24 protein-coding genes are annotated in these 25,072 nt (G+C 70.7%); 8 read left to right on the top strand and 16 right to left on the bottom strand.

Features of this window, described 5'->3' with window-relative positions:
- Positions 1-439 precede the first annotated feature (439 nt).
- On the bottom strand, positions 440-1,246 hold the full coding sequence (locus ABTW87_RS13425) for a class I SAM-dependent methyltransferase (protein WP_350651091.1): 807 nt from the start codon (positions 1,244-1,246) through the stop codon (positions 440-442).
- Between the two features lie 109 nt (positions 1,247-1,355).
- Positions 1,356-3,956 carry a helix-turn-helix transcriptional regulator gene (locus tag ABTW87_RS13420; RefSeq protein ID WP_350651090.1) on the bottom strand — a complete coding sequence of 867 codons (2,601 nt, stop codon included), beginning with the start codon at positions 3,954-3,956 and terminating at the stop codon, positions 1,356-1,358.
- A gap of 342 nt (positions 3,957-4,298) precedes the next feature.
- Between ABTW87_RS13420 and ABTW87_RS13415 the strand changes: the two genes are divergently transcribed.
- Both ABTW87_RS13415 and ABTW87_RS13410 read left to right on the top strand, forming a co-directional pair.
- On the top strand, positions 4,299-4,916 hold the full coding sequence (locus ABTW87_RS13415) for an HAD family hydrolase (RefSeq protein WP_350651089.1): 618 nt from the start codon (positions 4,299-4,301) through the stop codon (positions 4,914-4,916).
- A gap of 142 nt (positions 4,917-5,058) precedes the next feature.
- On the top strand, positions 5,059-5,670 hold the full coding sequence (locus tag ABTW87_RS13410; RefSeq protein WP_350651088.1) for a hypothetical protein: 612 nt from the start codon (positions 5,059-5,061) through the stop codon (positions 5,668-5,670).
- Positions 5,671-5,751: 81 nt separating this feature from the next.
- On the opposite strand, the gene ABTW87_RS13405 is transcribed toward ABTW87_RS13410, so the two are convergent.
- From ABTW87_RS13405 to ABTW87_RS13380, 6 genes are read right to left on the bottom strand one after another with little or no spacing between them, the layout of a single operon-like run.
- Positions 5,752-6,726 carry an alpha/beta fold hydrolase gene (locus tag ABTW87_RS13405; protein ID WP_350651087.1) on the bottom strand — a complete coding sequence of 325 codons (975 nt, stop codon included), beginning with the start codon at positions 6,724-6,726 and terminating at the stop codon, positions 5,752-5,754.
- Positions 6,723-8,309 (bottom strand): bifunctional 3-(3-hydroxy-phenyl)propionate/3-hydroxycinnamic acid hydroxylase MhpA, encoded by a 1,587-nt coding sequence (gene mhpA, locus ABTW87_RS13400; protein WP_350651086.1) that lies wholly within the window; start codon positions 8,307-8,309, stop codon positions 6,723-6,725. Before mhpA ends, ABTW87_RS13405 begins: the two co-directional genes overlap by 4 nt.
- Complete coding sequence (locus ABTW87_RS13395) at positions 8,306-8,662, bottom strand: DoxX family protein (RefSeq protein WP_350651085.1); 357 nt, start codon at positions 8,660-8,662, stop codon at positions 8,306-8,308. Before ABTW87_RS13395 ends, mhpA begins: the two co-directional genes overlap by 4 nt.
- The gene (locus ABTW87_RS13390) at positions 8,659-10,542 is read right to left on the bottom strand and encodes an acyl-CoA synthetase (protein ID WP_350651084.1); all 1,884 of its coding nucleotides are present in this window, start codon (positions 10,540-10,542) and stop codon (positions 8,659-8,661) included. The genes ABTW87_RS13395 and ABTW87_RS13390 overlap by 4 nt, the downstream gene beginning before the upstream one ends.
- A complete protein-coding gene (locus ABTW87_RS13385) occupies positions 10,539-11,477 on the bottom strand; it encodes a fumarylacetoacetate hydrolase family protein (protein WP_350651083.1) in 939 nt (312 codons plus the stop codon). The genes ABTW87_RS13390 and ABTW87_RS13385 overlap by 4 nt, the downstream gene beginning before the upstream one ends.
- A complete protein-coding gene (locus ABTW87_RS13380; RefSeq protein WP_350651082.1) occupies positions 11,474-12,607 on the bottom strand; it encodes a VOC family protein in 1,134 nt (377 codons plus the stop codon). Before ABTW87_RS13380 ends, ABTW87_RS13385 begins: the two co-directional genes overlap by 4 nt.
- Positions 12,608-12,746: 139 nt before the next feature.
- Between ABTW87_RS13380 and ABTW87_RS13375 the strand changes: the two genes are divergently transcribed.
- The gene (locus tag ABTW87_RS13375) at positions 12,747-13,394 is read left to right on the top strand and encodes a TetR/AcrR family transcriptional regulator (protein ID WP_350651081.1); all 648 of its coding nucleotides are present in this window, start codon (positions 12,747-12,749) and stop codon (positions 13,392-13,394) included.
- A gap of 25 nt (positions 13,395-13,419) precedes the next feature.
- On the opposite strand, the gene ABTW87_RS13370 is transcribed toward ABTW87_RS13375, so the two are convergent.
- The 7 genes from ABTW87_RS13370 to ABTW87_RS13340 all read right to left on the bottom strand — a co-directional run bounded on the left by ABTW87_RS13370 (position 13,420) and on the right by ABTW87_RS13340 (position 20,448).
- Complete coding sequence (locus tag ABTW87_RS13370; RefSeq protein ID WP_350651080.1) at positions 13,420-14,475, bottom strand: FUSC family protein; 1,056 nt, start codon at positions 14,473-14,475, stop codon at positions 13,420-13,422.
- 353 nt (positions 14,476-14,828) lie between these two features.
- Positions 14,829-15,065: a low temperature requirement protein A gene (locus tag ABTW87_RS13365; RefSeq protein WP_350651079.1), complete on the bottom strand. Its 237-nt coding sequence runs from the start codon at positions 15,063-15,065 to the stop codon at positions 14,829-14,831.
- A gap of 6 nt (positions 15,066-15,071) precedes the next feature.
- A complete protein-coding gene (locus tag ABTW87_RS13360) occupies positions 15,072-15,200 on the bottom strand; it encodes a hypothetical protein (RefSeq protein ID WP_350651078.1) in 129 nt (42 codons plus the stop codon).
- 239 nt (positions 15,201-15,439) lie between these two features.
- Positions 15,440-16,990, bottom strand: coding sequence for a long-chain-fatty-acid--CoA ligase (locus tag ABTW87_RS13355; RefSeq protein WP_350651077.1), 1,551 nt, complete (start codon positions 16,988-16,990; stop codon positions 15,440-15,442).
- A 19-nt stretch (positions 16,991-17,009) separates the two neighbouring features.
- Positions 17,010-18,608: a bifunctional 3-(3-hydroxy-phenyl)propionate/3-hydroxycinnamic acid hydroxylase gene (locus ABTW87_RS13350; RefSeq protein ID WP_350651076.1), complete on the bottom strand. Its 1,599-nt coding sequence runs from the start codon at positions 18,606-18,608 to the stop codon at positions 17,010-17,012.
- Complete coding sequence (locus ABTW87_RS13345; RefSeq protein WP_350651075.1) at positions 18,605-19,591, bottom strand: VOC family protein; 987 nt, start codon at positions 19,589-19,591, stop codon at positions 18,605-18,607. Before ABTW87_RS13345 ends, ABTW87_RS13350 begins: the two co-directional genes overlap by 4 nt.
- Positions 19,588-20,448, bottom strand: a complete 861-nt coding sequence (locus ABTW87_RS13340) for an alpha/beta fold hydrolase (protein WP_350651074.1) — start codon at positions 20,446-20,448, stop codon at positions 19,588-19,590. Before ABTW87_RS13340 ends, ABTW87_RS13345 begins: the two co-directional genes overlap by 4 nt.
- Before the next feature lie 117 nt (positions 20,449-20,565).
- Between ABTW87_RS13340 and ABTW87_RS13335 the strand changes: the two genes are divergently transcribed.
- The 5 genes from ABTW87_RS13335 (at position 20,566) to ABTW87_RS13315 (ending at position 24,314) form a co-directional block, all read left to right on the top strand.
- Positions 20,566-21,195, top strand: coding sequence for a TetR/AcrR family transcriptional regulator (locus ABTW87_RS13335; RefSeq protein WP_350651073.1), 630 nt, complete (start codon positions 20,566-20,568; stop codon positions 21,193-21,195).
- Positions 21,192-22,007 (top strand): 2-keto-4-pentenoate hydratase, encoded by an 816-nt coding sequence (locus ABTW87_RS13330; RefSeq protein ID WP_350651072.1) that lies wholly within the window; start codon positions 21,192-21,194, stop codon positions 22,005-22,007. Before ABTW87_RS13335 ends, ABTW87_RS13330 begins: the two co-directional genes overlap by 4 nt.
- Positions 22,007-22,945 (top strand): acetaldehyde dehydrogenase (acetylating), encoded by a 939-nt coding sequence (locus ABTW87_RS13325; RefSeq protein WP_350651071.1) that lies wholly within the window; start codon positions 22,007-22,009, stop codon positions 22,943-22,945. The genes ABTW87_RS13330 and ABTW87_RS13325 overlap by 1 nt, the downstream gene beginning before the upstream one ends.
- The gene (dmpG, locus tag ABTW87_RS13320; protein WP_350651070.1) at positions 22,942-23,958 is read left to right on the top strand and encodes a 4-hydroxy-2-oxovalerate aldolase; all 1,017 of its coding nucleotides are present in this window, start codon (positions 22,942-22,944) and stop codon (positions 23,956-23,958) included. The genes ABTW87_RS13325 and dmpG overlap by 4 nt, the downstream gene beginning before the upstream one ends.
- Positions 23,959-24,035: 77 nt before the next feature.
- Positions 24,036-24,314 carry a zinc finger domain-containing protein gene (locus tag ABTW87_RS13315; RefSeq protein ID WP_350651069.1) on the top strand — a complete coding sequence of 93 codons (279 nt, stop codon included), beginning with the start codon at positions 24,036-24,038 and terminating at the stop codon, positions 24,312-24,314.
- Between the two features lie 72 nt (positions 24,315-24,386).
- Here ABTW87_RS13315 and ABTW87_RS13310 read toward each other — a convergent pair whose 3' ends face one another.
- Positions 24,387-25,007, bottom strand: coding sequence for a TetR/AcrR family transcriptional regulator (locus ABTW87_RS13310; RefSeq protein ID WP_350651068.1), 621 nt, complete (start codon positions 25,005-25,007; stop codon positions 24,387-24,389).
- Positions 25,008-25,072 lie beyond the last annotated feature (65 nt).

Below are 25,072 nucleotides of genomic sequence, written 5' to 3'. Positions count from 1 at the left end.
CCCTAGGATTCTCAAGATCCAGGCGACGAGAGTGCTCACCGGCCGGCGGCTACCGGAGCCGAGTGTCCTACAACAACTCGGTACGACCCATTAGGGCGGCGAGGATCACCGCGGCGGACCGGTGAGGCGCCGGCGGCGGGTGAGCCGACGAGGACGGCGGCGGCGCCACCGACGGCGGCACCGAGCAGGCTTCTGCGCTGCATGAGTTACTCCTTGGGGTACGTGGGGACGGCGGACCGGTCGCCCCGGTCCGGTTTCCTGTCGTGGGTGGGGTCGGGCAGTCCGTGCGCCGCCCCGTTCGCTCGGTGCGGGTGCCGGAGCCGCAGCGGCATCCCGGACGTGCCGCCGACGGGGCCGACCGGGCCACCAGGTGGGAGGCCCGTCACCAGGTGGACGCCGGCTGCCGGCCACCGTCACCGGCGACGCCGCCACCGCTCTGTCACACGGCTGCCGGCTTCTGGACGACGGCCTCCAGGTAGTCCATCCTCAACACCAGTGTGTCGTCACCGGAGGTGTTGAAGCGCCGGGTCAACTCGACCATGTCGGCCTTGAGCTCGGCGGCCCGATCGGTGCCCAGTGTCGCGACGGCCCGGTTGGTGGGGCCGTAGAACTCGGCGAAGAACTGCACCTGGTGTTCGATCGAGGGGAACCGCCACCGGAAGCTGCGCCGTGGCGCCGAGATGTTCACCTCGGGACCGAACAGCTCCCGCAGCCGGTCCGCGCTGCCCCACTCCGCCGGCGGTCGCATGCCCGGTGGGGGCGGCAGGTAGCGGCCGAGGGTGCGGAAGAGCTCTCCGACCCAACTGTCGGGCGTCCAGTTGACCATGCCGATGCGCCCGCCGGGCCGGCACACGCGCAGCAGCTCGCGGGCCGTCTGCTCCTGGTCCGGGGCGAACATGGCACCGCAGGTCGACAGCACGACGTCGAAGGAGTCGTCGGGGAACGGCAGGGCTTCCGCGTCCGCCTCCTGGAAGGTCACCTCCAGCCCTTCGGCATCGGCACGCCGGCGCGCCCGGTCGAGCAGGGCCGGGACGAAGTCGACGCCGACGACGTGGCAGAACCGGCGGGCCGCGGCCAGCGCGGCGTTGCCGTTACCGCACGCCACGTCGAGAACCCGTTCGCCGGCACGCAGGTCGACGGCCTCGCACAGCAACTCGGCCGTGGGCAGCAGGCGGGTCCCGACCGCCGCGTAGTCACCCGCGGCCCAGGTCGCCTGCTGCCGTTGCTTGATGGTGGCGATGTCCATGACGTTCCTCCTCTGGCAGACCTCTCGACGAGGTCGGTCAGGGCAACGCTAGGACCGGCGCCGTGCCGGGAAATCGGGATCGGTTCCCTACCTCTTACCGTCCGGCTCCCTATTTCTCTACCGGGACGACTCCGAGCCGGCTGGCGGCCGCGACGGCCTCGTGCCGCGACGGGACGTCCAGCTTCGCCAACAACGCCGAGACGTGGTGGCCGACGGTTTTGACCGACAGCGACAGCCGGGTGGCGATCGCCGCGTCGGTCAGCCCTTCGGCGAGCAGCCCGAGCACCTCGACCTGCCGGGCGGTCAGGCCGGCCGGGTTGGCGGCGGTGGCCCGGATCGGCCCGCGGGGCATCCGCCGGTGACCGCGGCGCCGCAGGTCCCGGCGTACCCGCAGGGCCGCCTGCCGGGCACCCAAGCCGTCGAGCAGCGCCAACGCCTCCAGCAACGCCTCGTCCCGATCACCGCAGGAGAGTGCCAGCGCCTGCTGATAGGGGCAGCCGAGGTCCCGCCAGGCGTCCGCGGACGCGAGCCAGTCGCCGGCGAGCAACAGTCTGTGCGGCTCGGCGACCACCGGCGGGATCCGTGGCAGCGCACCCACCCGCCACAGCCAGCCCGCCAGCTCTCCCGCAAACCAGGGATGCGCAAGCTCCACGGCCCGGTCGAAGGCCCGGCCGACCTCCGCGGCGACCAGGTGATCGTCGCCATGCAACCAGGCGTACTCGGCCCGGGCGGCGGCCACCGGTGCAGTCCACTGCAGTTCGACGGTGGCGAACCCCCGTTCGGTCGCCTCCTGCAGAGTCGCGGCGGCGGCCGGGTCGCCGCGGCGGGCCTGGATCAGGCCCAGTGGCACCAGCGCGTCCACCATCCACGCGCCGCCGACCACCGGTTCGGCCAGCGCCACCTGCGCGTCCTGCTCCGCACCGGCCCAGTCGCCCTGATCCAACCGCACCCGGGCGCGGTGTCCCAGCACGTGCTGGACGTGCCCGGACAGCTCGCGAGCCCGAAGGAAGGCGAGCGCCCGATCCAGGTCCGCGCAGACATGACGGTAGTACTTCATCTCTGCGCCGAGCGTGGCCAGATTGCCGATGGCGCGGGCGGCGTTGTCCTCCAGCCCGGCGGCTGTCGCCACCTGGTACGCCTGCTCCAGATCCACCCGGCCGTCCGGGTCGCCGCCGCGAAGCCGGGCCGATCCGATCGTGGTCAAGGCATGACTGAGCGTTTCCTGGTCATCAAAGCGCTGAGCCAGATCGATCGCCCGCCGGGCCCAGCCCGACCCCACGTCCAGTCGGTCCGCGAGCACGTCGAGCTGCGCCTGATTGCCGTAGGCCATCGCCAGATCGCGGCCGGGTTCCAGCGTTTCCAGCACGGCGATCGCGCGGGCGGCGGCCGCTTCCGCCTCCCGCCGGTCGCCGACCCACCAGTGCAGACGTGACAGCCAGCGCAGGCTCGCCCCCAACCGCTTCCGGTCGCCGGCGTCCTCGCGCAGGCCGACCGCTGCCCGGCGGGCCGAGACCGCCTCGACGGACAGCCCACACAGGTAGCACTCGACCGAGTACGTCTCCAGCAACTCCGCCCGAACGGCCACCGGCAGCTGATCGGCGTGGGCCAGCACCGCCCGGTAGTGCCCCACGGCCTCCCGATGCGCGGCGGCCGCAGCCGCCTGCCGGGCGGCCTCGGGCCCGTACCGCAGCAGGGCCTCGATGTCGTCGGCCTCCCGGGCGTGGTGCACCAGCCGGGCGACGTCGACGTCCCGGCCGGCGGCAAGGCTGAGCACCTCCAGCACTCGGCGATTCAACTCCCGGCGGGTGAGTGCCGATACCGAACTTTCCACCGCCCGTCGGAGCAGTTCGTGCCGGAACCGGACCGCGTTGGGTTGTACGACGAGCAACCCGGCCGTCACGGCGGCGTCGACCGCCGTCCACCCCGGTCCCATCGCTTCCAACAGCCACAGCTCCACGCGGGTGGGCACCACCGAGACGAGCCGGACCACCTCCTGCGCGCTCGCCGGAAGTCCGGCCAAGCGCGCCAGGACGAGGTCGCGAACGGTCAGCGGCACGCCGGCATCGCGGGCCGCCAGCACCTCGGTGAGCAGCAGCGGGTTCCCCCCGGTGAGCGCGTGCAGCCCGGTGGCGGGGCGGCCAGCCCGCCGGGCCAGCTCCGTCACCGCGGTCTCGGACAGCGGCTTGGGTCGCAGCCGCAGGACCGCACCCGGTGGCAGCCGACCGACGACCGCACGAAGCGGATGGTCGACCGGCAGCTCGTCGTCCCGGTAGGTGACGATCAGTAGTGTGCGGATGCGCTCCATCCGTCGCCCCAGGAACACCAGCAGGTCCAAGGTCGCTTCGTCGGCCCAGTGCGCGTCCTCGATCACGACCACCTGCCGCCGCGACGGCTGGTCGAGTTCGTCGATGAGCGCGGCGAAAAGATGCTCCGGCGTGGCGCCGTCACTCAGCAGCGCTGCCAACCGACCCCCCACCTCGCGAGCGAGGTCGTGCAGGGGGCCGAGCGCTCGGGGCGTGAGCAGCGGATCGCAGGTGCCGAACAGGAATCGGGTCTCGGCCGCAGACTGTTCGACGAATCGCTTGACCAGCACGGACTTGCCGATGCCCGCCTCACCCGAGATGAGCACCACCCGGCCGCCGTCCGCGGTCGCGGCCAGTGCGCTGCTCAGTTCGTCCAGCAACGATGCGCGCTCGAGCAGGTCGATCACAATAGGGACGTTACGTCGGCGGGCCCGTTTCACAGCGCGTAACGACCGGTGGCCGACACAACGATTCGGCTGGATCGCACGGGAGACGAAGCACCCCGAGCCGTGGACGCCTGTCCGCTGGTGGTGTTCGTCGTGTCTCCTGGCACCGCCGGGAGGGCGGCTGGCGCCGGAGGGCGAGGATTCGGTGGCCGCGGCCGGGGGTGGTATGAAACAGGCGATGATCGCCCGGACCCGGGGGTGGATGTGAATCAGCCTGCTGGCCGAACCGCACCGAGGGTGCGGGCCCACGTTGCGCGTGCTGTCGGTCGCGCCCGACATGTGCTGTTGGACTTTGACGGTGTCATGTTCGACGTGCAGGCCGCGATGGGTCCGGAAGCCCGCGAGAAGGCGATCACGGGCTTGCTGATGAGTCGCGAACCCCGGCCCCGACCAGTGCCGGTCACGTGGTCGTTCTTCGGGGCCTACCAGACGCTGGAGTTTCTCGCGAAGCGCGAACCTGATCACGCCGTTGAGGCGGAAGCACTCATGTCGCGTCTGGAGGTGGACGCGGCGCTCACCGCCAAGCCGGCGCGGGGACTGGACCAACTCCTCGCCGTCCGTGCTGCCGCCGGGCGCAAGGTAGCCGTGATAAGCGACCTCTCCGAGGACGCGGTGTTGGCCACGCTCCGAGCGCACACGCTGGACAGGTACGTCGCTGCCGTCGCCGGTCGGCAGGGACTCGACCTTCCCGGGATCGACGCCGGGTGCACAGCTGAACGCGCGGCCGATCTGCTCGGAGTGCCGGTCGCGTCCTGCCTTGTCGTGAGCGGTTCGTTCCTGCGGCTGTACCATGCCCGACGTGCGGGTGCGATTGGCCTCGGCTGCGAGTGCGGACGCGATTCACGCAAACACTTGGCCTCTGACCAGACCCCGGTCGTTTCGAACCTTGCCACCCTGACCCAGGCCTTGCTCGCCCCGTAGCGTCAGGGCCCGGCGCCGAGGACTCGATCACCAGGGACGCGCCACAGCTAACATCCGCAGCCAATCTCGTCGTCCGTCAAGGAACCCTTGACTGGTCGCTCAGGTCCTGGCGTGACGCATGGTCACCGTGCATCATCTTGCCATGACCTTCTCTCCGGCCGTCACTCCCGTGGACCTACGGCCGCGCCGAATCTGGTTCATCGTGGCGGCACTGGTCGCCACCAGCGGCGTGCTGGCAGCGGCTGGGATGATGCCGTTCCTCCTCGGCTCTGGAGGTGATCTGGGCCAGCGCTTCACGCCGGGGCAGCCGGTCACGGTGCACCTGTCGTTGTCGGACGAGAAGATGGTGTGGGCCAGGGGGACCGGGCAGAGCCTTCCGGCCGTCAACTGCGTTGCCTCACGGGTAGACGGTCGAGAGATTCTCCAGTACGGCGAGGTCCGGCCTTTGGAGGGTGTCGAACTCAAGGTCGACAACGAACGATGGCGCGGGCTTCTCGCGATACATGCCGAGCCGTCCGGTACGTACGAGGTGAAGTGCATGACATCCGGGGGCGGCCCCACACCTACCATGTCAATCGGTGATCCACCGCGGTTCTACGGTGCACGCGACACGGCTGTCCTCAGCTTGGCGGCGTTCGGCCTGGCCAGCATCAGTCTGCTCTTCGGTGCGGTGCTGGCGATCGTCGTGGCTGTCCGGCGCCGCTCGCACCGGGCTCGCCTTCGCCAGCAGCCCGCCGAGGCTACTCAGGGATGACGATCAGAGAGCATCTCGCCGCATGACAGCATTGTGCATCGACCAATGGGCGACAAACTGAGTGACGGCCGGGGCGTCCAGTCAGGCCTGCGTCCCGATCCAGCCGATGTCGGTGAGGAATCCCCTGACCTCGGCGTTGGTCTCCGCCGGTGCTTCCAGGTGGAAAAAGTGTCCCGCGTCGACGAAGACCAGGCGGCCATCCGGTACCTCGTCGCTGACCGTCTCGTACTCGGAGGGCTGCTGACCGGGATCGCGGGAGCCTTGGAGGAACAGCACCGGCATCGTCATGGCCGCGAAGAGCCGTGCCTTGCGCTCGGCGAGTTCGCGGTCGAAGCTGGCGCCGCGGAACGACGCGGACGCTCCTTCGGCTACGCCTGGAAAGGAGAATTCACGACGGAGCCGGGCCAGGGTCGTGTCGTCGAGCGGCCGGGCGACCAGCGGAGGTTGGCCGTCCGGGCGGGGAAGGGCGCCGTATGCCATGTCGATCAGCAGCCCGGACTTGAAGAGCTCGACGCCGGCGGGGCTAGCGAACAGCTCGTGTGGGGGACGGGGTTCGCTGTGGGGTTGGTTGCCGGACTGTTGCATGCGCACGTAGCCGACGATGCGATCGGCCATGGAGGGGACGGCGCACAGGTTGTCACTGATTACCGCGCCGCGGTCGTGGGCGACGAGGGCGAAGCGGTCGAGACCGCAGACATCGATGAGAGCGCTGATGTTCGCGGCGACCGCTCCGTAGTGGTAGTCGAGGTCGAGCCGCTTGTCTGACTGGCCGTTGCCCAGGGTGTCCACGGCGACGCAGAAGGCGTCGGCGGCCAGGTCGGCGATCTGGGCGTGGAAGGCCCACCAGGATTCCGGGAAGCCGTGGAGGAAGACGACGGGCGGCTTGTCCGGGTCTCCGGCGGTCACCACGTGCCAGGACGTGCCAGCGGTCTCCACGTAGTGGTGCCGGGCCGGAACGCCGTTGACGTCCTCGACATGGCCGGGGGCGTCTTCACTGCCCGGGAACGGCACGGCAGCCGGCCAGGTGTCGGGCGTGACGCTGTTCGAGACTGTCATCGTTCTCCGATCGCTCGGCCCGGGCCTCGGTGTAGGCGCCAGGGGATGCCGAGGTGAGTGGTGGGGTGGCGAGGGAGGTTCCTGTTGTGGCCGGGCACGATGGTGCGGAACACGGACAGCCGGCGGCCGGCGCTGAGCACCGTCCCGTCTGGGCGGACGATCGCCGTGTGGGCGCGGCTCCTCGTCAGCCATTGGTGCAGCTCGCTGCCCGGTCGGGCAGCGACGAGCACCATTCCGTGCCGTTCGATGTCTGCTCGTTGGGTGGCGGGCGGCTCGGTGGTGGTGACGATCGCGAACCGGCCGGCGGCAATGTCGTCGAAGCGGCGGTCGCCGTCGACGAGGGCGTTGGGGCACAGGCGGCCCGCGAGGGTGCGGCGCAGGCGCGGCCGTATCACCAGGTCGGACCGGCGCAGCGGCGGTGTCCGGCTGTCGGTGGCGAGGTCCTTGAGACCGGGTACGCGGTGCAGCCGCGGCGCCACCGCGCGGCGGATGACGTCGCCCACTCTGCCGCCGGCCGTCATCGCGGTGCCGATGATCTTCGCCATCTTGATCATGGCTCGCGCGTGGTGCCTGCGTTCGACCGCGTAGGTGTCGAGAACGGTCTCGGACAGGGTCCCGTCGAGCACGCCGGCGAGTTTCCAGGCGAGGTTCATCGCGTCGCGTAGCCCCGCACCCATGCCCTGGCCGATGAACGGTGGGGTGAGGTGGGCGGCGTCGCCGAGCAGGAACACCCGCCGGTCGCGCCACCGGTCGGCGACCTGCGCGCGGAAGGTGTACTCGGCGGCGCGGACGACCTCCAGTTCCGCGAGAGGGATGTTCCCTGTCCATGGCGCGATCAACGGATGCAGCCGGGTCAGGTCGTGGAAGTCGTCGGCGGTCTCGCCGGGAGCCAGTCGGAATTCCCAGCGGTAGCGGGTCTTCCCGACGCGCATGTACGTGCCGGCGCGGGTCGGGTCGGAGAGCTGGTGCACGCCTTCCCACTGGCCGAGGTCGGCCTCGGTGACGACGTCGACGACGAGCCAGCGTTGCGTGAACCCGAGATCCTGCATGGTGGCGCCGATCGCGGCCCGGGTCAGGCTGTTGGCGCCGTCGCAGCCCAGGACGTACGCCGCGTGGACGACGTCGTGCTCGCCGGTGGCCGTGTCGGCGACGTCGAGCCGTACGCCGTCGGCGTTCTGGGCCAGCGCGGTGACCTCGGTGTTGCCCCGCAGGGTGGCGCTGCCGTACCGCTTCAGGTTCCGGCGGAGGATCGCCTCCAGCTCCGGCTGGTCGAACATGCTCCCTTGGGGATAGCCGTGCCGGCCCGGCCCGACGTCGCGCGGGAACTCCGCCAGCACCCGCATCCTGCGGTCGATGAGTCGAAGGCCCCGGTGTGGCCGGGAGATGGCGGCGAACTCGTCCCGGAGCCCCAGGCGGGCAAGGATGCGGTGGACCTCGTCGTCAAGGGCGACGGCGCGGGGCAGGGGGTAAACCGACTCCCACCGATCGAGGATCAGGCACTCGACGCCGTACTGGGCGAGCAGCGTCGCGGCGGCGAGCCCGGTGGGGCCGGCGCCGACGATCACCACCGGAACCGCGTTCATCGGGCGGCCATCACCTGAAGAACGAGGTAGGCAGCGACGAGGATTCCGCAGACGATGGCGGGAGCGTACTTGCGCGGGCCGTCCCCCTTGCGTAGGTGTACGACGAGAGCTCCGCCGAGCAGGAGCAGCAGCCCGGCACCGGCGAGGATGCCGATCAGCGGCTGGACCAGGCCGATGAGCAGCCCGATCACGGCGGCGATCTCGAGCACGCCGATGCGGCGATAGGCCGCGACGGAGAAGCCGGCCTCCCCGGCCAGTTCACGCATCGGTTGCAGGGCCAGGATCTTGGCCGTGCCCAGGGCGGCGAAGATCAGCGCGAGCAGCACCGCGAGGATGATCGCAGCGAGTGTCATGAGGTAACCACCAATCGCCATTCAATGGCATACCGGCCCAGGATGTCCTTGACGGCGTCCTCCTGGGCAGTGGGATGAATGTTCACAGTGACCACGACGGAGCTGCCCTCGATCGTGGCCTTGATGTCCTGCACTCCGGCGATCTGGCCGAGCGCGGCACGGAGTTCCGCCTGGGCAGCGTCCCTGCGGAGGGCGAGCTTGTAGAGCTTGCCCACGGCGGTGACGGGCAGCTCGTCGAGGATCGTCACGGCCTTGGGCGCGGCGGTGCGATCGGGCACCCGGTCGCTGGCCCAGTCCCGCAGGTCGTCCCCCGTGACGGTGGCGCCGGGCGCGAGGGTGACGTAGGCGACCGGCACCTCGCCGGCGTGTACGTCGGGACGCCCGACCGCGCTCGCCGTGACGACCTGCGGGTGGGCCAGCAGCGTGTCCTCGATGATGGCGGGATCGATGTTGTGCCCGCCGCGGATGATGAGGTCCTTGGCTCGCCCGGCGAGGTAGACGAAGCCGTCCTCGTCGATGCGGGCGAGGTCCCCGGTGTCCAGCCAGCCGTCGACCAATTTGCCAAGGCCGTCCAGCAGGGGCCCGTTTTCATCGCGGTCGACGACGTAGCCGGGGAAGACGGTCGGGCCGCTGATCGCCAGCACGCCCGTCTCGCCGACTGGCCGGTCTTCCCACGTACCGTCCGCGGACACGACCCGTACCCGCTGGTACGGCAGGCGCTGCCCGACCGAACCCGGCGGCGACGCGTCGGGGAAGCTGCGGGCGCTCGCGCAGGTCGCCTCGGTCAGCCCGTAGCCCTCGACCAGCGCTATCCCGGTGCGGGACTGAAAGGCGCTCCGGACCGCGGCGGGCAGCGGCGAGGCCCCCACCATCGGGAACCGCAGGCTGCTGATGTCGGCGTCGACGGGGACCTGCGCCAGCGCACCGTACACCGTGGGCACCGCGCTCATGGCGGCGAGCCGGTAGTGCTCGACGATCTTCCAGAACACGCCGAACAGTGCCGGGTCGCGGTAGCCGAGCGGTCCGGCCCACACCACGGTCTGCCCCTTGAACAGGGGCGCCAGCAGGGTGACGACGAGGGCGTTCACGTGGAACAGGGGAAGGGCCGCGAAGACCACGGACTCCTCGTCGAACAGGGAGCTGGCGGCCAGCATCCACGCGTCGGCGACCTCGTTGGTGTGCGTGTGCGCGGCCAGCTTCGGAGCGCCGGTGGTGCCGCCGGTGTGGAACATCGCGGCCAGGTCGGAGGACCGGGGCAGGTCACCGTCGAAGACGGCCGGGTCCGTGGCCGCGGCAAGCTCGCCGAGGTAGCCGATGCGTACGCCGTCGACAGCCGGCAGCGGGTGAGGCGCGTCCGTCGCGGCCGTGGGCCGGAGCACGAGGATCGCCTCCAGCAGGCCGTCGCGGGCCAGCGCCTGCGCGGTGTCCCACGTGTCCGGCGCCAACTCGGGCCCGGCCGTGACCAGCACCCGGGCACCGGAGCGCCGCAGGAGCTCGGCCAGGTGCTGCCGGGACAGGCCGCCGCTGAGCGGCGCCGCGATCCCGGCGAGCTGCGCGGCCAGCGTCGCGGTGATCAGCTCGGCGCAGTTCGGCGACATCAGGGCGACCGCGTCATTTCGCCGCACGCCCAGGTCGTGGAACAGGTTCGCGACCCGGTGGACGTCGGCCAGGAGTTCGGCGAAGGTGCGGCGCAGCGGTTCCCGCCAGCGGGTGGCGTCCGGCAGGACACTGATGGCCGTACGGTCCGGCCAGGTCGTCGCCGCTCGCGCGAGCAGCGCGTACGTCGACTCGGGCAGGCCCCGCGCCTGGAGCGGGACGGCCTCGATCGCCGCGAGATCGGCGGGCGTGGCGTACTCCGGCCACAGCAGGGGTCCGGTCATCGGGCGTACCTCACGACGGTGCGCTGCCGCCCCAGGTCGATCGCGCCGTCGTCGGTGGCGATCGCCGCCTCGACGACGTCGCCGTCGGCGAGGTACTTGGGGTTGCGGGCCTGGCCCTTGAAGAACATCTTCCACTTGACGGCGGGCGGCAGCAGCGAGGCGATGATCTCGACCGGCTTCGGTGGTGCGCTCAGCGCCGTCCCGACGGGCGTGCCGGTCAGCAGCAGGTCACCGGGGTCGATCCGCTGGAAGCGGGTCAGCGCCCGCAGTGCCTGGACCGGCCGGTAGATCATGTCGGCGGCGGTCATGTCCTGCCGGAGTTCGCCGTTGACCCACAGCTTCAGCCGCAGGTCGGTGAACCGCTTGAATTCGTCGGCGTCGAGCAGCACCAGCGCCGGGCCGACCGGGGTGAACGTCGGGTACGACTTGGCCTCGTAGAACTGCGTCTTGGGCAGCTGGACGTCACGTGCCGAGACATCGTTGGTGACCACCAGGCCCGCGACGTACTCGGCGAGGTTGTCGTCGGTGACCGTCGTGCCGACCGGCATCTCCCGGCCGAAGACCAGCCCGATCTCGACCTCGTAGTCCAGCAGTGCCACGTGGGCGGGACGGACCACGTCGGCGAACGGGCCGCTGATCGAGCCTGAGGTCTTGCGGAAGAACGTCAACGGGACGGTCTCGGGATTGCCGTTGGTGTCCTTGACGTGCGAGGCGAAGTTCGTCATCTGGGCGACGACGCGGCAGGGCGCGGTCACCGGCGAGATCAGGGCGAGCTCGTCCACCGGGACGGTGTCGCCGCTGGTCGTGGCCGCGACGATCGCCGGCCGGTCGGCCAGCAGTTCGGCGGTCGTGGTGGCGCTGGTGTTGACCTTGGCGGCGCCGGAGGGGGTGAGCACCCACCAGGCGTCGGCGGTGCGCAGGACGGAGGTGGTCATGAGTTGAACGCTTTCATCAGGCCGCGGAGGCGGTGGAGGTCGAATTCGTTGTCCTCGCGCAGCGCACTGGCGATTGCACGCAGCTCGCGAAGTGCTTCCCGGCTGGATCCCATGCCGAGGAAGTCCTTGGTGGCGGGCGGACCCCACTGGGCGAGCCCGGAGGCGCTCATCGAGGCCCAGCCGGGCTCGAGCGTGCAGTCGAACAGGTCGCCGTCGCTGAAATGCTCGACCAGGAAGCCGTCCGGGTCGCGCCAGTAGTCGAAGATCTGGCTGCCCTGGATGTGCCGGCCGATCCCCCAGGACCGCCGGTAGCCCTGGTCGAGCAGGTACTCCCCACCAGCGGCAAGCGAGTCGAGGTCCGGGACCTGGTAGGCCGAGTGCACGTACCGGTTGGCCGGCCCGAGGGCCATCGCGAGGGTGTGATGATCGGTGGGCGTGCTGCCACGGTCGCAGCGGATGAAGCTCATGGTCGGGCCGCGCTCGCGCTGCCCCTCGTAGTAGAGGAAGTCGCTGACGATCAGGCCCAGATGCTCGAGATACCAGTTGAGCGTCTCCAGGTAACGGGTCGTCTGCAGCACGACGTGACCGAGCCGCTGTACCTTGGCCGGCTCCCGCGGCGGCCGCTGGGTGACGTTCACCCGCGTGACGTCGTGTGCGAAGTTGAACGTCAGCGGCTGCTGCGTGGGCAGCGGGGGAAGCTCGTGGGTCTCCGCGACCACGCGTACCCGCGTCCCGTTCGGGTCGACCAGGTCCACCGTCACCCCGCCCAGGCTCTCCGGCAGGGAACTCATCGTCCTCCCGGTCGTCTCCGCGAGCCGCAGTACGTCCTGCCCGTCGGCGGCCCGGAACGCGGGACCGAGGAACCGGGACCGCGGGCCCCGGCGGATGAGTACGCAGGGCGAGCCAGGGTCGGTGCCCCGCAGATGCAGCTCGTCGGCGGTACGCAGTGCCGTGGTGAAGCCGAAGGCCCGGGCGAACGCCTCAGCCCGCTCAAGATCAGGCTTCTGGAACTCCAGCCAGGCCAGGTCGTGCACTTTCACGATCGGGTTCCGGGCGCGGCCCGGGTGCTCGCCCGGCAGCGCGCCCTGCTCGCTGTGCAGACCGGTGTGCGGGTCGTGGTGCTCGATCATGTCCCGCTCCCCTCCAAGTTGACGAAATCGTCACTTACGAGAGTAGCGTCAGTCAAGGGCGGATGACGATTTCGTCATGACTGAGTTCCACGTGGGTTAAGGTGGGCGCAGAACGACCGGGAGAGGTGAGCACGCAGGCATGACGCAGCAGACCAGGCACGCACCCAACCGCCTGGAACGGCGGAAGGCCCACACCCGGTCGGCGCTCGTACGCGCCGCCCAGACCTTCATCGCGGCCGGCAAGCCGAACGTGCCGATCCTCGAGATCACCCAGGCCGCCGACGTGGGGATGGGGTCGTTCTACAACCACTTCGACAGCCGCGAGCAGCTCTTCCAGGCCGCGGTGGAGGACGCCCTCGATCGCTACGGCGGCCTGCTCGACGAGCTGACCGTGGGCCTGGACGACCCGGCCCACGTGTTCGCGCAGAGCTTCCGGCTGACCGGGCGCCTGCACCGCCGACAGCCCGAGCTGAGCAAGGTCCTGCTCAGCACCGGCCTGGTCCTGGCCGGCTCGGACAAGGGCCTGGCACCGCGAGCCCGCCGCGACATCGAGGACGGCGTCCGCGCCGGGCGGTTCAGCGTGCGCGACCCGGAGTTGGCGATGGTGACCGTGGCCGGCGCGGCGCTGTGCCTCGGGCAACTGCTGCACGAACAGCCAGAGCGCGACGACGCCACGGCCACCGATCAGGTCACCGAGGATGTGCTGCGCATGCTCGGTCTGCCACCCGAACAGGCGCACGAGATCTGCGAGCGCCCGTTGCCCCACCTCGACAGCGATCGCCCGTAGACCCGGCGGCCGTCCGCCCGATGATCTAGACCCCGCTGGCCTCGCGCACGATCCGGTTGGCGGTCTCCGGCTGGCACCCGGTCGCGCGGAGCAGGTCACTGGCCATCGTGCGGAGCTGGATCACCATGGCGTCGGAGAAAGGCTTGCGCCCCTTGCGGTAGGCACGGCCAGCCAGCCGCGCGCCGTCCGACACCGCCTGATACGTCTGCTCGAAGGGCCGCCCCGCGCGCGCCTCCCGCCGGAGCAGGTGGATGGCCTCGGCGAGCCTCTCGACGGCGGCCGGGAGTTCTTCCGGCACCGGCTCGTCGTACTCCAGCGTGGTCACCGTCCACCGAGCCAGCTCGCGGGCCTCAAGACTCACCCGGTGGATGTGCGGGACACCGTTGCGGTAGTTCTCGACATCGACACGGCGTTGCCAGCGCGCCGGGGCGATCACCGTGACCTCCTCGGCGCCGCCCAGGGCCTCGTCCATGCGTTGCAGGTCGGGGTCCATCGCACTCAGCTGATCCAGTGCGCGCATTGCCCGGTCCCGATCGCGCTCCGCCAGGGCACGAGCCACCTCCCGCAGCTGCGTACGAAGGGTCGAGGCGACCGGTGCGGTGGCGCGCTCAAGAATCCGCATGGGATTGATGGGCAGCAGGAGTGCCACCACGACCAGCGCGATGACGCCCCCAGCGAAGGCGTCGACGATCCGTGCCCACTGCAGGCCCCGCTCGACCTGGGCGAATGTGGCGATCAGCACCGCCGTGCTGCCGGCCTGGGCGACCAGCGCGCCGCTGTGGCCGGTCGCCAGCAGCGCAACCGCGATGGCCAGCGCCACCACCAGGCCGATCTGCCACAGACCGAAACCGAGGAGACGCACGAGGAGGTCACTGATCACCAGGCCGAGCCCCACGCCGAGCATCAGTTCGGCGGTGCGCCGGGCGCGCTGCCCCAGAGCGGCGACGATCGTGCCGACGGCTGCGCTGGGCGCGAAGATCGGCGAGGGGCGGTCGAGGACGTTGTGCGCCAGCCCCCAGGACAACGCCGCGGCGAGCCCGCACTGCGCGGCGACGAGCAGGATGACGGAGAACAGCCGCACCCTGAGCCGTCCCACCTCGCCACCGCGACGCCGAACCTGAGTCGCCACGGCCCGGGCAGCGCCCTTGGGGCGGAAGTCGTCCCCCCGGTCAACAACCATGGCGGGAGTTACCCCGACCGGCCCGCATCACGCTCCTTCCCGCCGCCGTCGGCGCGCTCGGTGCGTCCTGCGCCGTGTCCACGCTCCGGTCCGGTCCGGGAGCGGTCGCTGGCGACACCAGGCACGGCCGACCGCTGGGGCCGGCACGTCCGCGATTGGCTAACCGGGCGGCGACGGCTGCTCGGCGGGGAATCGTCGGCTTCGGGCCGCGTCGGCCACGGCGACGCTGGCCAGGATGAGTGCGGCGACGGTGGCTACCGCGAGCGGCGGCGCTGGCCCCATCGCTGGGTGAGGGCGATCAGGGCGAGTGCGCCGATCACCCGGGGTGGGGACGTGCGGCCGAAGACCGCGTACTCGAAGGTGGCCCGTCCGGCGAGGAAGAGGGCGGGTCCGCCGAGGATGACGGCGATCCAGGCCGGGTCCGTGTGCCCCAGTGGGTGTGGAATGACGAGTTCGTCGCCGACGGCGATGGTGACGATGCCGGCGACCATGATCGCTTACGAGTAGATCGTCAGGATGGTGACGCGGCGTGGGTCGGGGGCCGCGGTCATGGCGTCGGCCAGCAACGCTCCGGCGCGGTGGATGTAGATGCGCCACAGCAGCGCCGTGGTGGCGAACGCCAGCACGGTCCCGGGGTAACGAGGAGCAGACCGATGACGATCAGCGTCCGGCGGGCCGTGGACCGGTCGTCGGCATCGCTCATCGCGCGCAGACGGCCAACAATGCTCAGTTGGCGGTGCTGGACGCGATCGACTCCCGCGCCTACGTCGATGAACCTGCCGGCTCCGCACGTTCCTGAGTCGTGCTGGAACCCTTCGGGACGCGGTGCCTGCAAGCCCGCCTCCCGAGGGCCCAGCCGTTCCGGTCACGCGTCGTCGCGGAGCTTGCGCTTCAAGATCTTGCCGGTGGAGGTCATGGGAAGCTCGTCCCGGAACTCCACGAGGCGCGGGTACTTGTAGCTGGCCATCCGCTCCTTGCACCAGTCCATCAGCTCGCTCTCGGTCAGCCGGGATCCGGGGTGGCGGATCACGAAGGCCTTCACCTCTTCGCCGTGTGACGGGTGCGGCACGCCGACTACGGCCACCAGGCTTACGTCGGGGTGGGTCATCATGATCTCTTCGACCTCCCGTGGATACACGTTGAAGCCACCGCGGATGATCATGTCCTTGGCCCGGTCCACGATGAAGTAGTAGCCGTCCTCGTCGCGGCGGGCGACGTCGCCGGTGCGGAACCAGCCGTCCCGGAGCACCTCGGCGGTCGCCCCGGGACGGCCGTGGTAGCCCTTCATGACGTTGTGCCCGCGGATCGCGATCTCGCCCGGCTCGCCCTCCGGGACCTCGTTCCAGTCCGCGTCGACCAGCCGCATCTGTACGCCCCAGACCGGCTGCCCGATCGAACCGGGTTTGGCCTCCCGGCCCGGGTGGTTGAACGAGGCGACCGGGCTGGTCTCGGAGAGGCCGTAGCCCTCGCGGATCTTGACACCGTAGACCTTCTCCACCTGCTCCAGGATCTCCACCGGAAGGGCGGCACCGCCGGAGACCGCCATGCGCAGGCTGGCCGCGATCGCGGTGACGTCGACCTTCTCCCGGCCGGCGGAGAGCAGGCCCCAGTACATCGTGGGGACTCCGGCGAAGAAGGTGACCTTCTCCCGTTCCATCAGCGTCAGTGCCGTGCCGGCGTCGAACCGGGGCAGGAGAACCAGCGTGGCGCCGCCGTACAGGCCCGCGTTCATCTGCACGGTCTGCCCGAACGAGTGGAACAGCGGCAGCGTCACCAGGTGGACGTCCTCGTCGGCGGCGCCGAAGAGGCGCCAGCACGTCGTGGCGTTCATGACCATGTTGGCGTGGCTGAGTTCGGCGCCCTTGGACTGTCCCGTCGTCCCGCTGGTGTAGAGGATCACCGCGGTGTCGGTGGCCTCCGTGGTCGCGGTCTCGAAGCGGGTTGCCCGGCCGGCGAGCGCGGATCCCAAGGTGCTGGCACCCTCGATCGGGCTCGACGCCCGGGGGTCGGCGGTCATGAGGAAGAAGTGGTCGCACCCGTCGGCGCCGCCGAACCCCTGCCAGCCCTCGACCCCCATCGGCAGTTCCGGGGTGCCCTCGAAGCAGAAGTACGCCTTGGCGCCCGAGTCCTGCAGGTGGTAGACGATCTCACCGGCCTTGAGGAGGACGTTCAGCGGTACGACGACGGCCCCCGCCTTGAGGATGCCGTAGTAGACGACCGGGAAGTACGGAAGATTCGGGCACGACAGCGCAACCCGGTCGCCCGGCCGGATGCCGCTGTCGACGAGCAGGTTCGCGACCTGGTTCGCCGCGGCGTCGAGCTGGGCGTACGACAGGCGGGTGTCACCGAGCACGACGGCCTCCCGGCTCGGCAGCCGTTCGGCGGTGCCCTCGAGCATGAGCGCGAGGTTGAGCATTGTGGCTCTCCTTGGGGTGTCAGGGCGCGGTCGGTGCGGGCGGAAGCGCCGGTCCGCTGACCGGCGGGTGGGGCGCGGCGACGAACGGTGGGCGGGGCAGGTCGGCGGCGTCGGCGGCGGCGTAGACGACGGCGTCGGGCCGCAATGCGAGCACGGTGGCGCGGTGCTGGCGTAGCCAGGGGATGAGGACGTCCCCGGTGTCCACGACGGTGCCGGGGGCGGGGGGCGAGCCGGCCGGTGTGACCTGCAGGCACGGAACGCCGCTGGCCGCCCAGGCCGACCACGCCCGGGCCGGGCCGGTGTGCAGCAGCGTCCATCGACCGGCGAGCACGTCGTCGAGACGGGCGCGGTCACCGCCGTCCGGCTGGACCCAGGGCTGGGGGAGCTGCCTGCCGACCGCCCGGTTGCCGCCGGTGTGGTCCAGCAGGCCCTTCCGGTAGGCGTTGGCCGGGAACCACCTGGCCTCCTGCAGATAGGCGCGGACGGCCGGGACCCGCATGACGACCCGGAACGCGAGGTCGCGCAGGGCGGTAAGGCCACGACGCCGCTCGGTGATGATGCGCCCGAAGCGCACCGCCTGGGCGGTCATCTCCCGCACGTGTGGCTTGCGTTCAACCTCGTAGCTGTCCAGTACGTCGGCTGGTAGCTCGCCGCGCAGAACCCCGGCCAGTTTCCAGCACAGGTTGCCGGCGTCGCGTACGCCAGAGGACATGCCCTCGCCGATCCACGGCGGCATCGCGTGCGCGGCGTCGCCGGCGAGGAAGATCCGGCCGATGCGCCACCGGGCGGCGAAGCGGACGTGGTGGCTGTAGATGACCGCGCGGAGAATCTCGACCTCGTCGGGCGTGCGGCCGTAGCGGCGCAGCAGCCTCCAGATGTAGTCGTGGCTGATCAGGTCCTGTTCGTCCTCGCCGGGCAGGACGGGGAACTCCCAGCGGTGGTGGTCCAGCGGGGTCGGGCAGTCCACGGCGGGCCGGACGGGGTCGCAGTGGAAGCGCAGCCGGTCGACGGTGTCCCAGCCCTGTTTGACCTTGGTGTCGATGACGACCCACCGGTCGTGGTAGGTGCGGCCGTCGAACCCGACGCCCAGCCGGGTCCGGATCGGGCTGGAGCCGCCGTCGGCGGCGATCAGGTACGCCCCCCTGAGGGGACGCACCGTGTCGTCGGTCAGGTTCCGCGCGGTGACGGTGACACCGTCGTCGTCCTGCTCGACGAGCTCACAGTCGTGACCCAGGAGGATCTCGACGTTCGGGTAGCGACGTACGCCGTCGCGGAGAACCTGCTCCATGGCCGGCTGGTAGATGAACAGCTGCGGCGGGTGTCCGTTGCCCCGAGGGGCCGGTGCGAGGCTCAGGAACGACCGGCCTCGCGCGTCGACGAAGTCGATCGGGCGGCCGGCGAGCATGTCCTCCTTGAGCCGCTCGGCGAGGCCGATGGCCTGCCAGATCCGGATCGTCTCCTCGTCGGTGGAGATCGCCCGGGCGCGGGGGTAGATCGCGGCGTCGCGCTCGACGACGGCGACCCGTACGCCCATGCCGCCGAGCAGGTTGGCGGCGGTGACGCCGACCGGCCCGTAGCCGACGATGATCACGTCGTGGTCGTGCTGTTCGGTGTTCATTCGACGGCTCCGCTGAGTTCCGGGACGGTGATCTCCGCGCGGCGCAGCGACGCCGCGCCGCGGCGGAACTGGTTGAGCTTGTCGATGACCGTCTGACCCTCGGGCGTGTGCCCCCAGATGCTGATGCCCTGGTGGGTGGTGGGTTCCCAGGTGGCCTCGTCCACGGTGATCGGGTTCCAGCCGACCTCCCATTCGAAGCCGGACGGCGTCCGGACGTAGTAGGAGAGTTCCTTGTCGTTGGTGTGCTGCCCGATGCCCAGCGCCATGGTGAAGCCGAGTTGCTTGAGGCGCTGGTAGGAGGTGGTCATGTCGTCCACCGTGGCGACCTGGGTGTTCAGGTGCTGGATCGCGGTGCGGATCGGGTCGATGCGTAGGCCTTCGGTGTTGGCCACGGCGACGGAGTGGTGGCGGCCGTTGAGCCGCAGGAAGCGGATCCGGAAGCGCACCGCGCTGATCGTCTCGACGATGTAGTCGCTGAGCCGGGCGTCGAGCAGGTTGTCGTAGTAGCGGTGGATGGCGTCGGGCCGCCGTGAGGTGATGGCGATGTGACCCATGCCGGCGTCGCCGGTGACGAACCCGCTCGCCTGCATGCGCAGTGGCGCGGTGGTGGTTACCGGAGTGGTGTACAGCTCCTGGATCAGCCCTTTCGGGCCGGGGAAGCGCACCAGTCGCTGCACGCCGCGCAATGCGGCTTCCTCGTCGTGGCCCTGCTCGACGCTGACGCCGCGGGCGGTGATGCGGGCGACGATGTCGTCGAACGCCTCGTGGTCGTCGACGTGCCAGCCGACCGTGGTCACGTCCTCGGCCGGGCCCCGTTGCAGCAGGAACCGGCACTCGTGGTCGTCCAGGCGGAAGCGCATGCGGTCGCGGTCGAGTTCGTCGACGTGCAGGCCGACGCCGTCGGCGCCGAAGCGCCGCCAGTCGCCGAACCGGGAGGTCTCGATACACAGGTAGCCCAGGTGGACCTTGCCGAAGACGGTCATTGCTTCTCCGGGGAGAGGAAGGCGGCGGTGAGGGAGTTGAACAGGTCCGGGCGTTCCCACTGCACCCAGTGGCCGGTCCTGGCGACCAGGTACAGGTCGCAGTGGGGCATCCGCTCGGCGAGCAGTCGGCCGTCGGACGGCCGGTTGACCCGGTCCTCGGTGCCCCACAGCACAAGCGTCGGCGTGGCGGCCTGGGCCAGCCGCTTGTCTCGCAGCAGGTCCATCCGGAGTAGGGTGCGCAGCCCGGCGGGACGCCGTAGCGGCGGATTGGCGACGACTTCCGGATCGATGCTCGCCTGGTACCGGGCCTCGATCATCTCGTCGGGGACGGCCGCGCCGTCGTAGACCAGGTCGTCGCGGATGAAGCGTTCGAGCTTCGCCCGGGTCGGGCCCTCGCCGCCGTAGTACGCGAGCAGCCGTTTCAGGCCGGGGGTCGGCGCGTGCCGGGTGGTGCCGATCCCGCCCGGGCCCATGAGGACCAGGCGCCGGACCCGGTCGGGCCGGTCCAGCGCCAGGCGCAGCGCGGCGGCCCCGCCGTACGAGTTGCCGACCAGGTGGGCCCCGTCGATGTCGAGCGCGTCGAGCAGCCCACGGACGGCCGCCGCGAGATCCCCGAACGGGTCGGACTGGTCCACGACCTTGCTGGAGCGACCGTAGCCGGGCAGGTCCGGCACGACGACGCGGAAGCGCTGCGCCAGGGCGTCGACGTTGCGGGCGTAGTTCGACATCCCGGAGGCCCCCGGGCCGCCGCCGTGCAAAAGCATCACCGCCTCACCGGCTCCCCGCTCGGTGACCGCGATGTCCCGCGCGCCGACCCGCACCAGGCGCTGGTCCCCGGTGGTTTCCTCGACGCTCACGTGACCTCCCGCAGTTCGACGCGCTTAACGTAATGAGCGTTACAGTTGTAGTGGCCGCTACGGTAAGCTTCACTGCTGACATCGTCAAGACATCGGCCGGAAACACGGGAGAGTGCGATGAGGGAACCTCGAGGTGAGCGCAAGCGCCGGGCCAACGGCGAGGAGTCCCGCCGTCGCATCCTCGACGCGGCCGCCGAGGTCGCCGGCGTGCGCGGCTACGACGGCACGAGCATCGCCCTGGTCAGCGAGAAGTGCGGCCTTCCCGCCAGCTCGATCTACTGGCACTTCAAGAACAAGGACGACCTTCTCGCCGCCGTCATCGAGCGCAGCTTCGACATCTGGGCCGACGCGCTCACCCTGCCCGGCGAGGACACCGACCCGGCGCTGGACCGTGTTACGGCACTGGCGGGGCAGGTCGCCAAGACCCTGCTGGACTCGCCCGACTTCCTCCGCCTCGGGCTCATGCTCACTCTCGAGCGCCGCCCGGAGGAGCCCAGTGCCCGCCGCATGTTCCTGCAGGTCCGGGACACCGCCCGGGCGCGGCTCGCCGCCGTGCTCGCCACGCTCGCCCCGGGCGCCGACCGGGACTCGATCGAACTGGTCACCACGTACGCCATCGCCGCGGCCGACGGGCTGTTCATCGCCAAGGAGATCGGCGGCGACAGCGTCGACCTCATGCCGCTGTTCGACCTGCACGCCCGCGCCCTCCACGACGCCATCACCCGGCTGACCACGGAGACCCCATGACCAACGGCGACATCGACCGGGTTGCCGCGGCCTACCGCCGGTTGCGTACCGCCGCGCGGATCCGTAGGCCCTGTGCGCCGGTGCGCGACCTCATCGGCCCCGACGACGAGAAGCTCGCCTATGCCGTCCAGAGCCGGTTGACCGAGGCGCGGATCCGGGACGGCCGGCGGGCGGTGGGCCGCAAGGTCGGGCTCACCTCCCCGGCCGTGCAGCGTCAACTCGGCGTGGACCGGCCGGACTTCGGGATGCTCTTCGACGACATGGCGTGCGCGGAGTCCTGGCCGATCCGCCTCGACCGGCTGCTGCAACCCCGCATCGAAGCCGAGGTCGCCTTCGTCCTCCGCGACGACATCACCGACCCGGGGGTCACCGCCGTCACCGTCCGGGACCGGGTCGCGTACGCGGCGGCCGCGCTGGAGATCGTCGACAGCCGGATCGCCGGTTGGGACATCACCTTCGCCGACACCGTCGCCGACAACGGCTCCAGCGGCCTGTTCGTCCTCGGCGCCGACCAGGTGTCGCTCGACGCCGTCGAACCGGCGGCGGTCCAGATGACCATGTCGGTGAACGGTGCCGTCGCCTCGACCGGCTCCGGCGAGGCGTGCCTCGGCGACCCACTGCGGGCCCTCGCCTGGCTCGCCCGGACCGCCGTGGGTCACGGCGACCCGCTGCGGGCAGGCGAGGTCGTTCTCTCCGGCGCCCTCGGGCCGATGGTCCCGGTCACCGCCGGCATGCGGGTCCGCGCACACCTCACCGGCCTCGGCGCCGTCCAGGCCACCTTCACCGCCCCCGTCACGAAAGGCGGCAGCTGATGTCGCGTACGAAGGTCGCCGTCATCGGGTCCGGCAACATCGGAACCGACCTGATGATCAAGGTGCTGCGCCTGTCGGACACGCTGGAGATGGCCGCGATGGTCGGCATCGACCCCGCCTCCGACGGCCTCGCCCGCGCCCGCCGCCTGGGCGTGCCGACCACCGCCGGCGGCGTCGCCGGCATGGTTGCGATGCCCGACTTCGCCGACATCGCCGTCGTCTTCGACGCCACGTCGGCGGGCGCGCACCGGGCCAACGCCGCCGCCCTCGCCCCGTACGGCAAGGCGCTCGTCGATCTCACCCCGGCCGCCATCGGCCCGTACGTCGTTCCCGCCGTCAACCTCGACGCGCACCTCGGTGCCGGCAACGTCAACATGGTCACCTGCGGGGGACAGGCCACCATCCCGGTTGTCGCGGCGGTGTCCCGGGTGACGCCCGTGCCGTACGCCGAGATCGTCGCTTCCATCGCGTCCCGGTCCGCGGGTCCCGGCACCCGCGCCAACATCGACGAGTTCACCGAGACCACGGCCGCCGCCATCGAACAGGTCGGCGGCGCCCGCCGCGGCAAGGCCATCATCATCCTCAACCCCGCCGAGCCGCCGATGATCATGCGCGACACCGTGCAGTGCCTCATCGGCCCCGCCGACCACGACGCCGTCCGCGCCAGCATCGAACAGATGATCAAAGAGGTCGCCGCGTACGTTCCCGGCTACCGGCTCAAGCAGCCCGTGCAGTTCACCCCACTGGCACCGGACGAACCGGTCCACACTCTGCTGCCCGACGACACGACACGGGTCACCACCAAGGTGAGCGTCCTGCTGGAGGTCGAAGGCGCCGCCCACTACCTTCCCGCGTACGCCGGCAACCTCGACATCATGACCTCCGCGGCACTCCGGGTCGCCGAGCGCCTCGCCGCAGCACAGGGAGCCACCCGATGACCACACCCGCCCGCCGCCTGTTCATCCAGGACGTCACCCTGCGCGACGGCATGCACGCCACCCGGCACCGCATGACTCCGGCCGACGTCACCCGGATCGTCACCGCCCTCGACGCCGCCGGCGTGGACGCCATCGAGGTCGCCCACGGCGACGGGCTCGCTGGCGGCAGCCTCACCTACGGCGCCGGCAGCCACAGCGACCGGCAGTGGATCGAAGCCGCCATGGCCGCCATCACCCGCGCCCGCCTCACCACCCTGCTGCTGCCCGGCATCGGCACCATCCACGACCTCAAACAGGCCCACGCCCTCGGCGTACGGTCCGTCCGCGTCGCCACCCACTGCACCGAGGCCGACATCGCCGCCCAGCACATCGCCACCGCCCGCGAACTGGGCATGGACGTCTCCGGCTTCCTCATGATGAGCCACCTCGCGGAGCCCAAACAGCTCGCCGCCCAGGCCAAGCTCATGGAGTCCTACGGCGCCCACTGCGTCTACGTCACCGACTCCGGCGGACGGCTGACCATGGACGGCGTCAGCGACCGGGTCCGCGCCTACCGGGACGTCCTGGATCCGGGGACCGAGATCGGCGTCCACGCCCACGAGAACCTGTCCCTCTCGGTGGCCAACAGTGTCGTCGCCGTCGAGGCGGGGGCCACCCGTGTCGACGCGTCCCTCGCCGGCCATGGCGCTGGCGCCGGCAACTGTCCGATCGAACCGTTCGTCGCCGTGGCCACCGTTCAAGGCTGGCAGCATGGCTGTGACCTGTTCGCCCTTCAGGACGCCGCCGACGACCTCGTCCGCCCGTTGCAGGACCGGCCCGTCCGCGTCGACCGCGAGACCCTCACCCTCGGCTACGCCGGCGTCTACTCCAGCTTCCTTCGCCACGCAGAGACCGCCGCACGCCAGTACGGTCTCGACACCCGGGACATCCTGCTCGAAGTCGGCCGACGCAAACTGATCGGAGGCCAGGAAGACATGATCATGGACATCGCCCTCGACCTTGCTCGAACCTGACCTGTCGGATGACCGGGTCCGCGCCCGCAGTGCCGACCTGGCTGTTTCATTCGCACCCGCCCGGGAAGCCGCCACGCATGTCTTCTGACCCTGGCGCGTCAGCGCGGAGCAACCTGGAGCGCGCGCGACGGTCGGTTCAACAGATCCATGAGGCTGCCGTCCGGCACCGCGACCCGGTCCTGCACGACCTGGCCGACGAGATCAGCGAGATCGCCATGATGTTGGGTCACGACGCCGGCCCGGTCCAGGAGTGGCGCCCTTGCCCGGTCTGTGGGGCGCAGCCAGGGGCGCACTGCATCAACATGCCGGGGCACGAGATGGTCGACGACATGCACCCCGAACGGACCAGGCTCTAGCGAGCGCAGGGACGGCATCACACGGCCCCCGATCAGCGGCGGGTGCCGATCTGCGTGGCGAGGCCGCGGGCGTCAGGGAAGGCGCGCTTCGAGGCCCGCGATGAGGGTCTGCACGGCGAACTGGAAGCTGTCAGCCCGGTCCATGTCCGCGTTTGATGGAGTGCCCGACCCGGGGGCACCGGGTTGCATGGCGGCGAGGCGACCCAGGGTTCCGTTGCTCTCGGCGAGGAGGAAGCCCGAAAAGAGGCTGGCGAGGACTGCTCCGATCGGGGCAACCTGGGTCGGCGGCAGGCCTGCGCGGGTGAGGATGTCGGCCAGCCCCGTCCAGAACGGGTCCTCCGGCTCGACGAAGTCCGGGCTGGCCAGGCTGTGCACGATCAGGTTGGGGTGCCGGTGCGCCAGCGCCCGGAAGTCCGTTGCGAACCGGTGCAGCTGGTCCTGCCAGCTTCCACCGTCGACCGGGGGCTGGAACTGGGCGGCGACGAGGTTCTTGACGCCGCGCAGCAGCGCCGCCTTGTTCGGCACGTGGTGGTAGAGCGACATGGGGTTCACCCCCAGCACCCCGGCCAGCTTCCGCATGCTCAGCGCGCCGACTCCGTCGGCGTCGATCAGCCGGAGAGCGGCGGTGTAGATGCCCTTCTCGGTGAGACGTGCGTCTCCTCGGCCGCCCGAGGCCTGTCCAGTCGTAACCATACACCGTATGGTAGCAGCAGCCATACAGTGTATGGCTGGCGTCCAGGCAACGGATTCACCGGCTG

Source organism: Micromonospora sp. NPDC126480, from assembly GCF_040302465.1.
Classification (GTDB): Bacteria; Actinomycetota; Actinomycetes; order Mycobacteriales; family Micromonosporaceae; genus Micromonospora.
The sequence above is the reverse complement of the archived record's forward strand: the minus strand, read 5'-3'. Positions and strand labels throughout refer to the sequence as shown.

Bases quoted from the DNA above. Each gene is read 5' to 3' on its own strand.
- ABTW87_RS13425 (WP_350651091.1), bottom strand. From the start codon at position 1,246: ATGGACATCGCCACCATCAAGCAACGGCAGCAGGCGACCTGGGCCGCG.
- ABTW87_RS13415 (WP_350651089.1), top strand. From the start codon at position 4,299: ATGTTCGACGTGCAGGCCGCGATGGGTCCGGAAGCCCGCGAGAAGGCG.
- ABTW87_RS13410 (WP_350651088.1), top strand. From the start codon at position 5,059: ATGACCTTCTCTCCGGCCGTCACTCCCGTGGACCTACGGCCGCGCCGA.
- ABTW87_RS13405 (WP_350651087.1), bottom strand. From the start codon at position 6,726: ATGACAGTCTCGAACAGCGTCACGCCCGACACCTGGCCGGCTGCCGTG.
- mhpA (WP_350651086.1), bottom strand. From the start codon at position 8,309: ATGAACGCGGTTCCGGTGGTGATCGTCGGCGCCGGCCCCACCGGGCTC.
- ABTW87_RS13395 (WP_350651085.1), bottom strand. From the start codon at position 8,662: ATGACACTCGCTGCGATCATCCTCGCGGTGCTGCTCGCGCTGATCTTC.
- ABTW87_RS13390 (WP_350651084.1), bottom strand. From the start codon at position 10,542: ATGACCGGACCCCTGCTGTGGCCGGAGTACGCCACGCCCGCCGATCTC.
- ABTW87_RS13385 (WP_350651083.1), bottom strand. From the start codon at position 11,477: ATGACCACCTCCGTCCTGCGCACCGCCGACGCCTGGTGGGTGCTCACC.
- ABTW87_RS13380 (WP_350651082.1), bottom strand. From the start codon at position 12,607: ATGATCGAGCACCACGACCCGCACACCGGTCTGCACAGCGAGCAGGGC.
- ABTW87_RS13375 (WP_350651081.1), top strand. From the start codon at position 12,747: ATGACGCAGCAGACCAGGCACGCACCCAACCGCCTGGAACGGCGGAAG.
- ABTW87_RS13365 (WP_350651079.1), bottom strand. From the start codon at position 15,065: ATGGTCGCCGGCATCGTCACCATCGCCGTCGGCGACGAACTCGTCATT.
- ABTW87_RS13355 (WP_350651077.1), bottom strand. From the start codon at position 16,990: ATGCTCAACCTCGCGCTCATGCTCGAGGGCACCGCCGAACGGCTGCCG.
- ABTW87_RS13350 (WP_350651076.1), bottom strand. From the start codon at position 18,608: ATGAACACCGAACAGCACGACCACGACGTGATCATCGTCGGCTACGGG.
- ABTW87_RS13345 (WP_350651075.1), bottom strand. From the start codon at position 19,591: ATGACCGTCTTCGGCAAGGTCCACCTGGGCTACCTGTGTATCGAGACC.
- ABTW87_RS13335 (WP_350651073.1), top strand. From the start codon at position 20,566: ATGAGGGAACCTCGAGGTGAGCGCAAGCGCCGGGCCAACGGCGAGGAG.
- ABTW87_RS13330 (WP_350651072.1), top strand. From the start codon at position 21,192: ATGACCAACGGCGACATCGACCGGGTTGCCGCGGCCTACCGCCGGTTG.
- ABTW87_RS13325 (WP_350651071.1), top strand. From the start codon at position 22,007: ATGTCGCGTACGAAGGTCGCCGTCATCGGGTCCGGCAACATCGGAACC.
- dmpG (WP_350651070.1), top strand. From the start codon at position 22,942: ATGACCACACCCGCCCGCCGCCTGTTCATCCAGGACGTCACCCTGCGC.
- ABTW87_RS13315 (WP_350651069.1), top strand. From the start codon at position 24,036: ATGTCTTCTGACCCTGGCGCGTCAGCGCGGAGCAACCTGGAGCGCGCG.
- ABTW87_RS13310 (WP_350651068.1), bottom strand. From the start codon at position 25,007: ATGGTTACGACTGGACAGGCCTCGGGCGGCCGAGGAGACGCACGTCTC.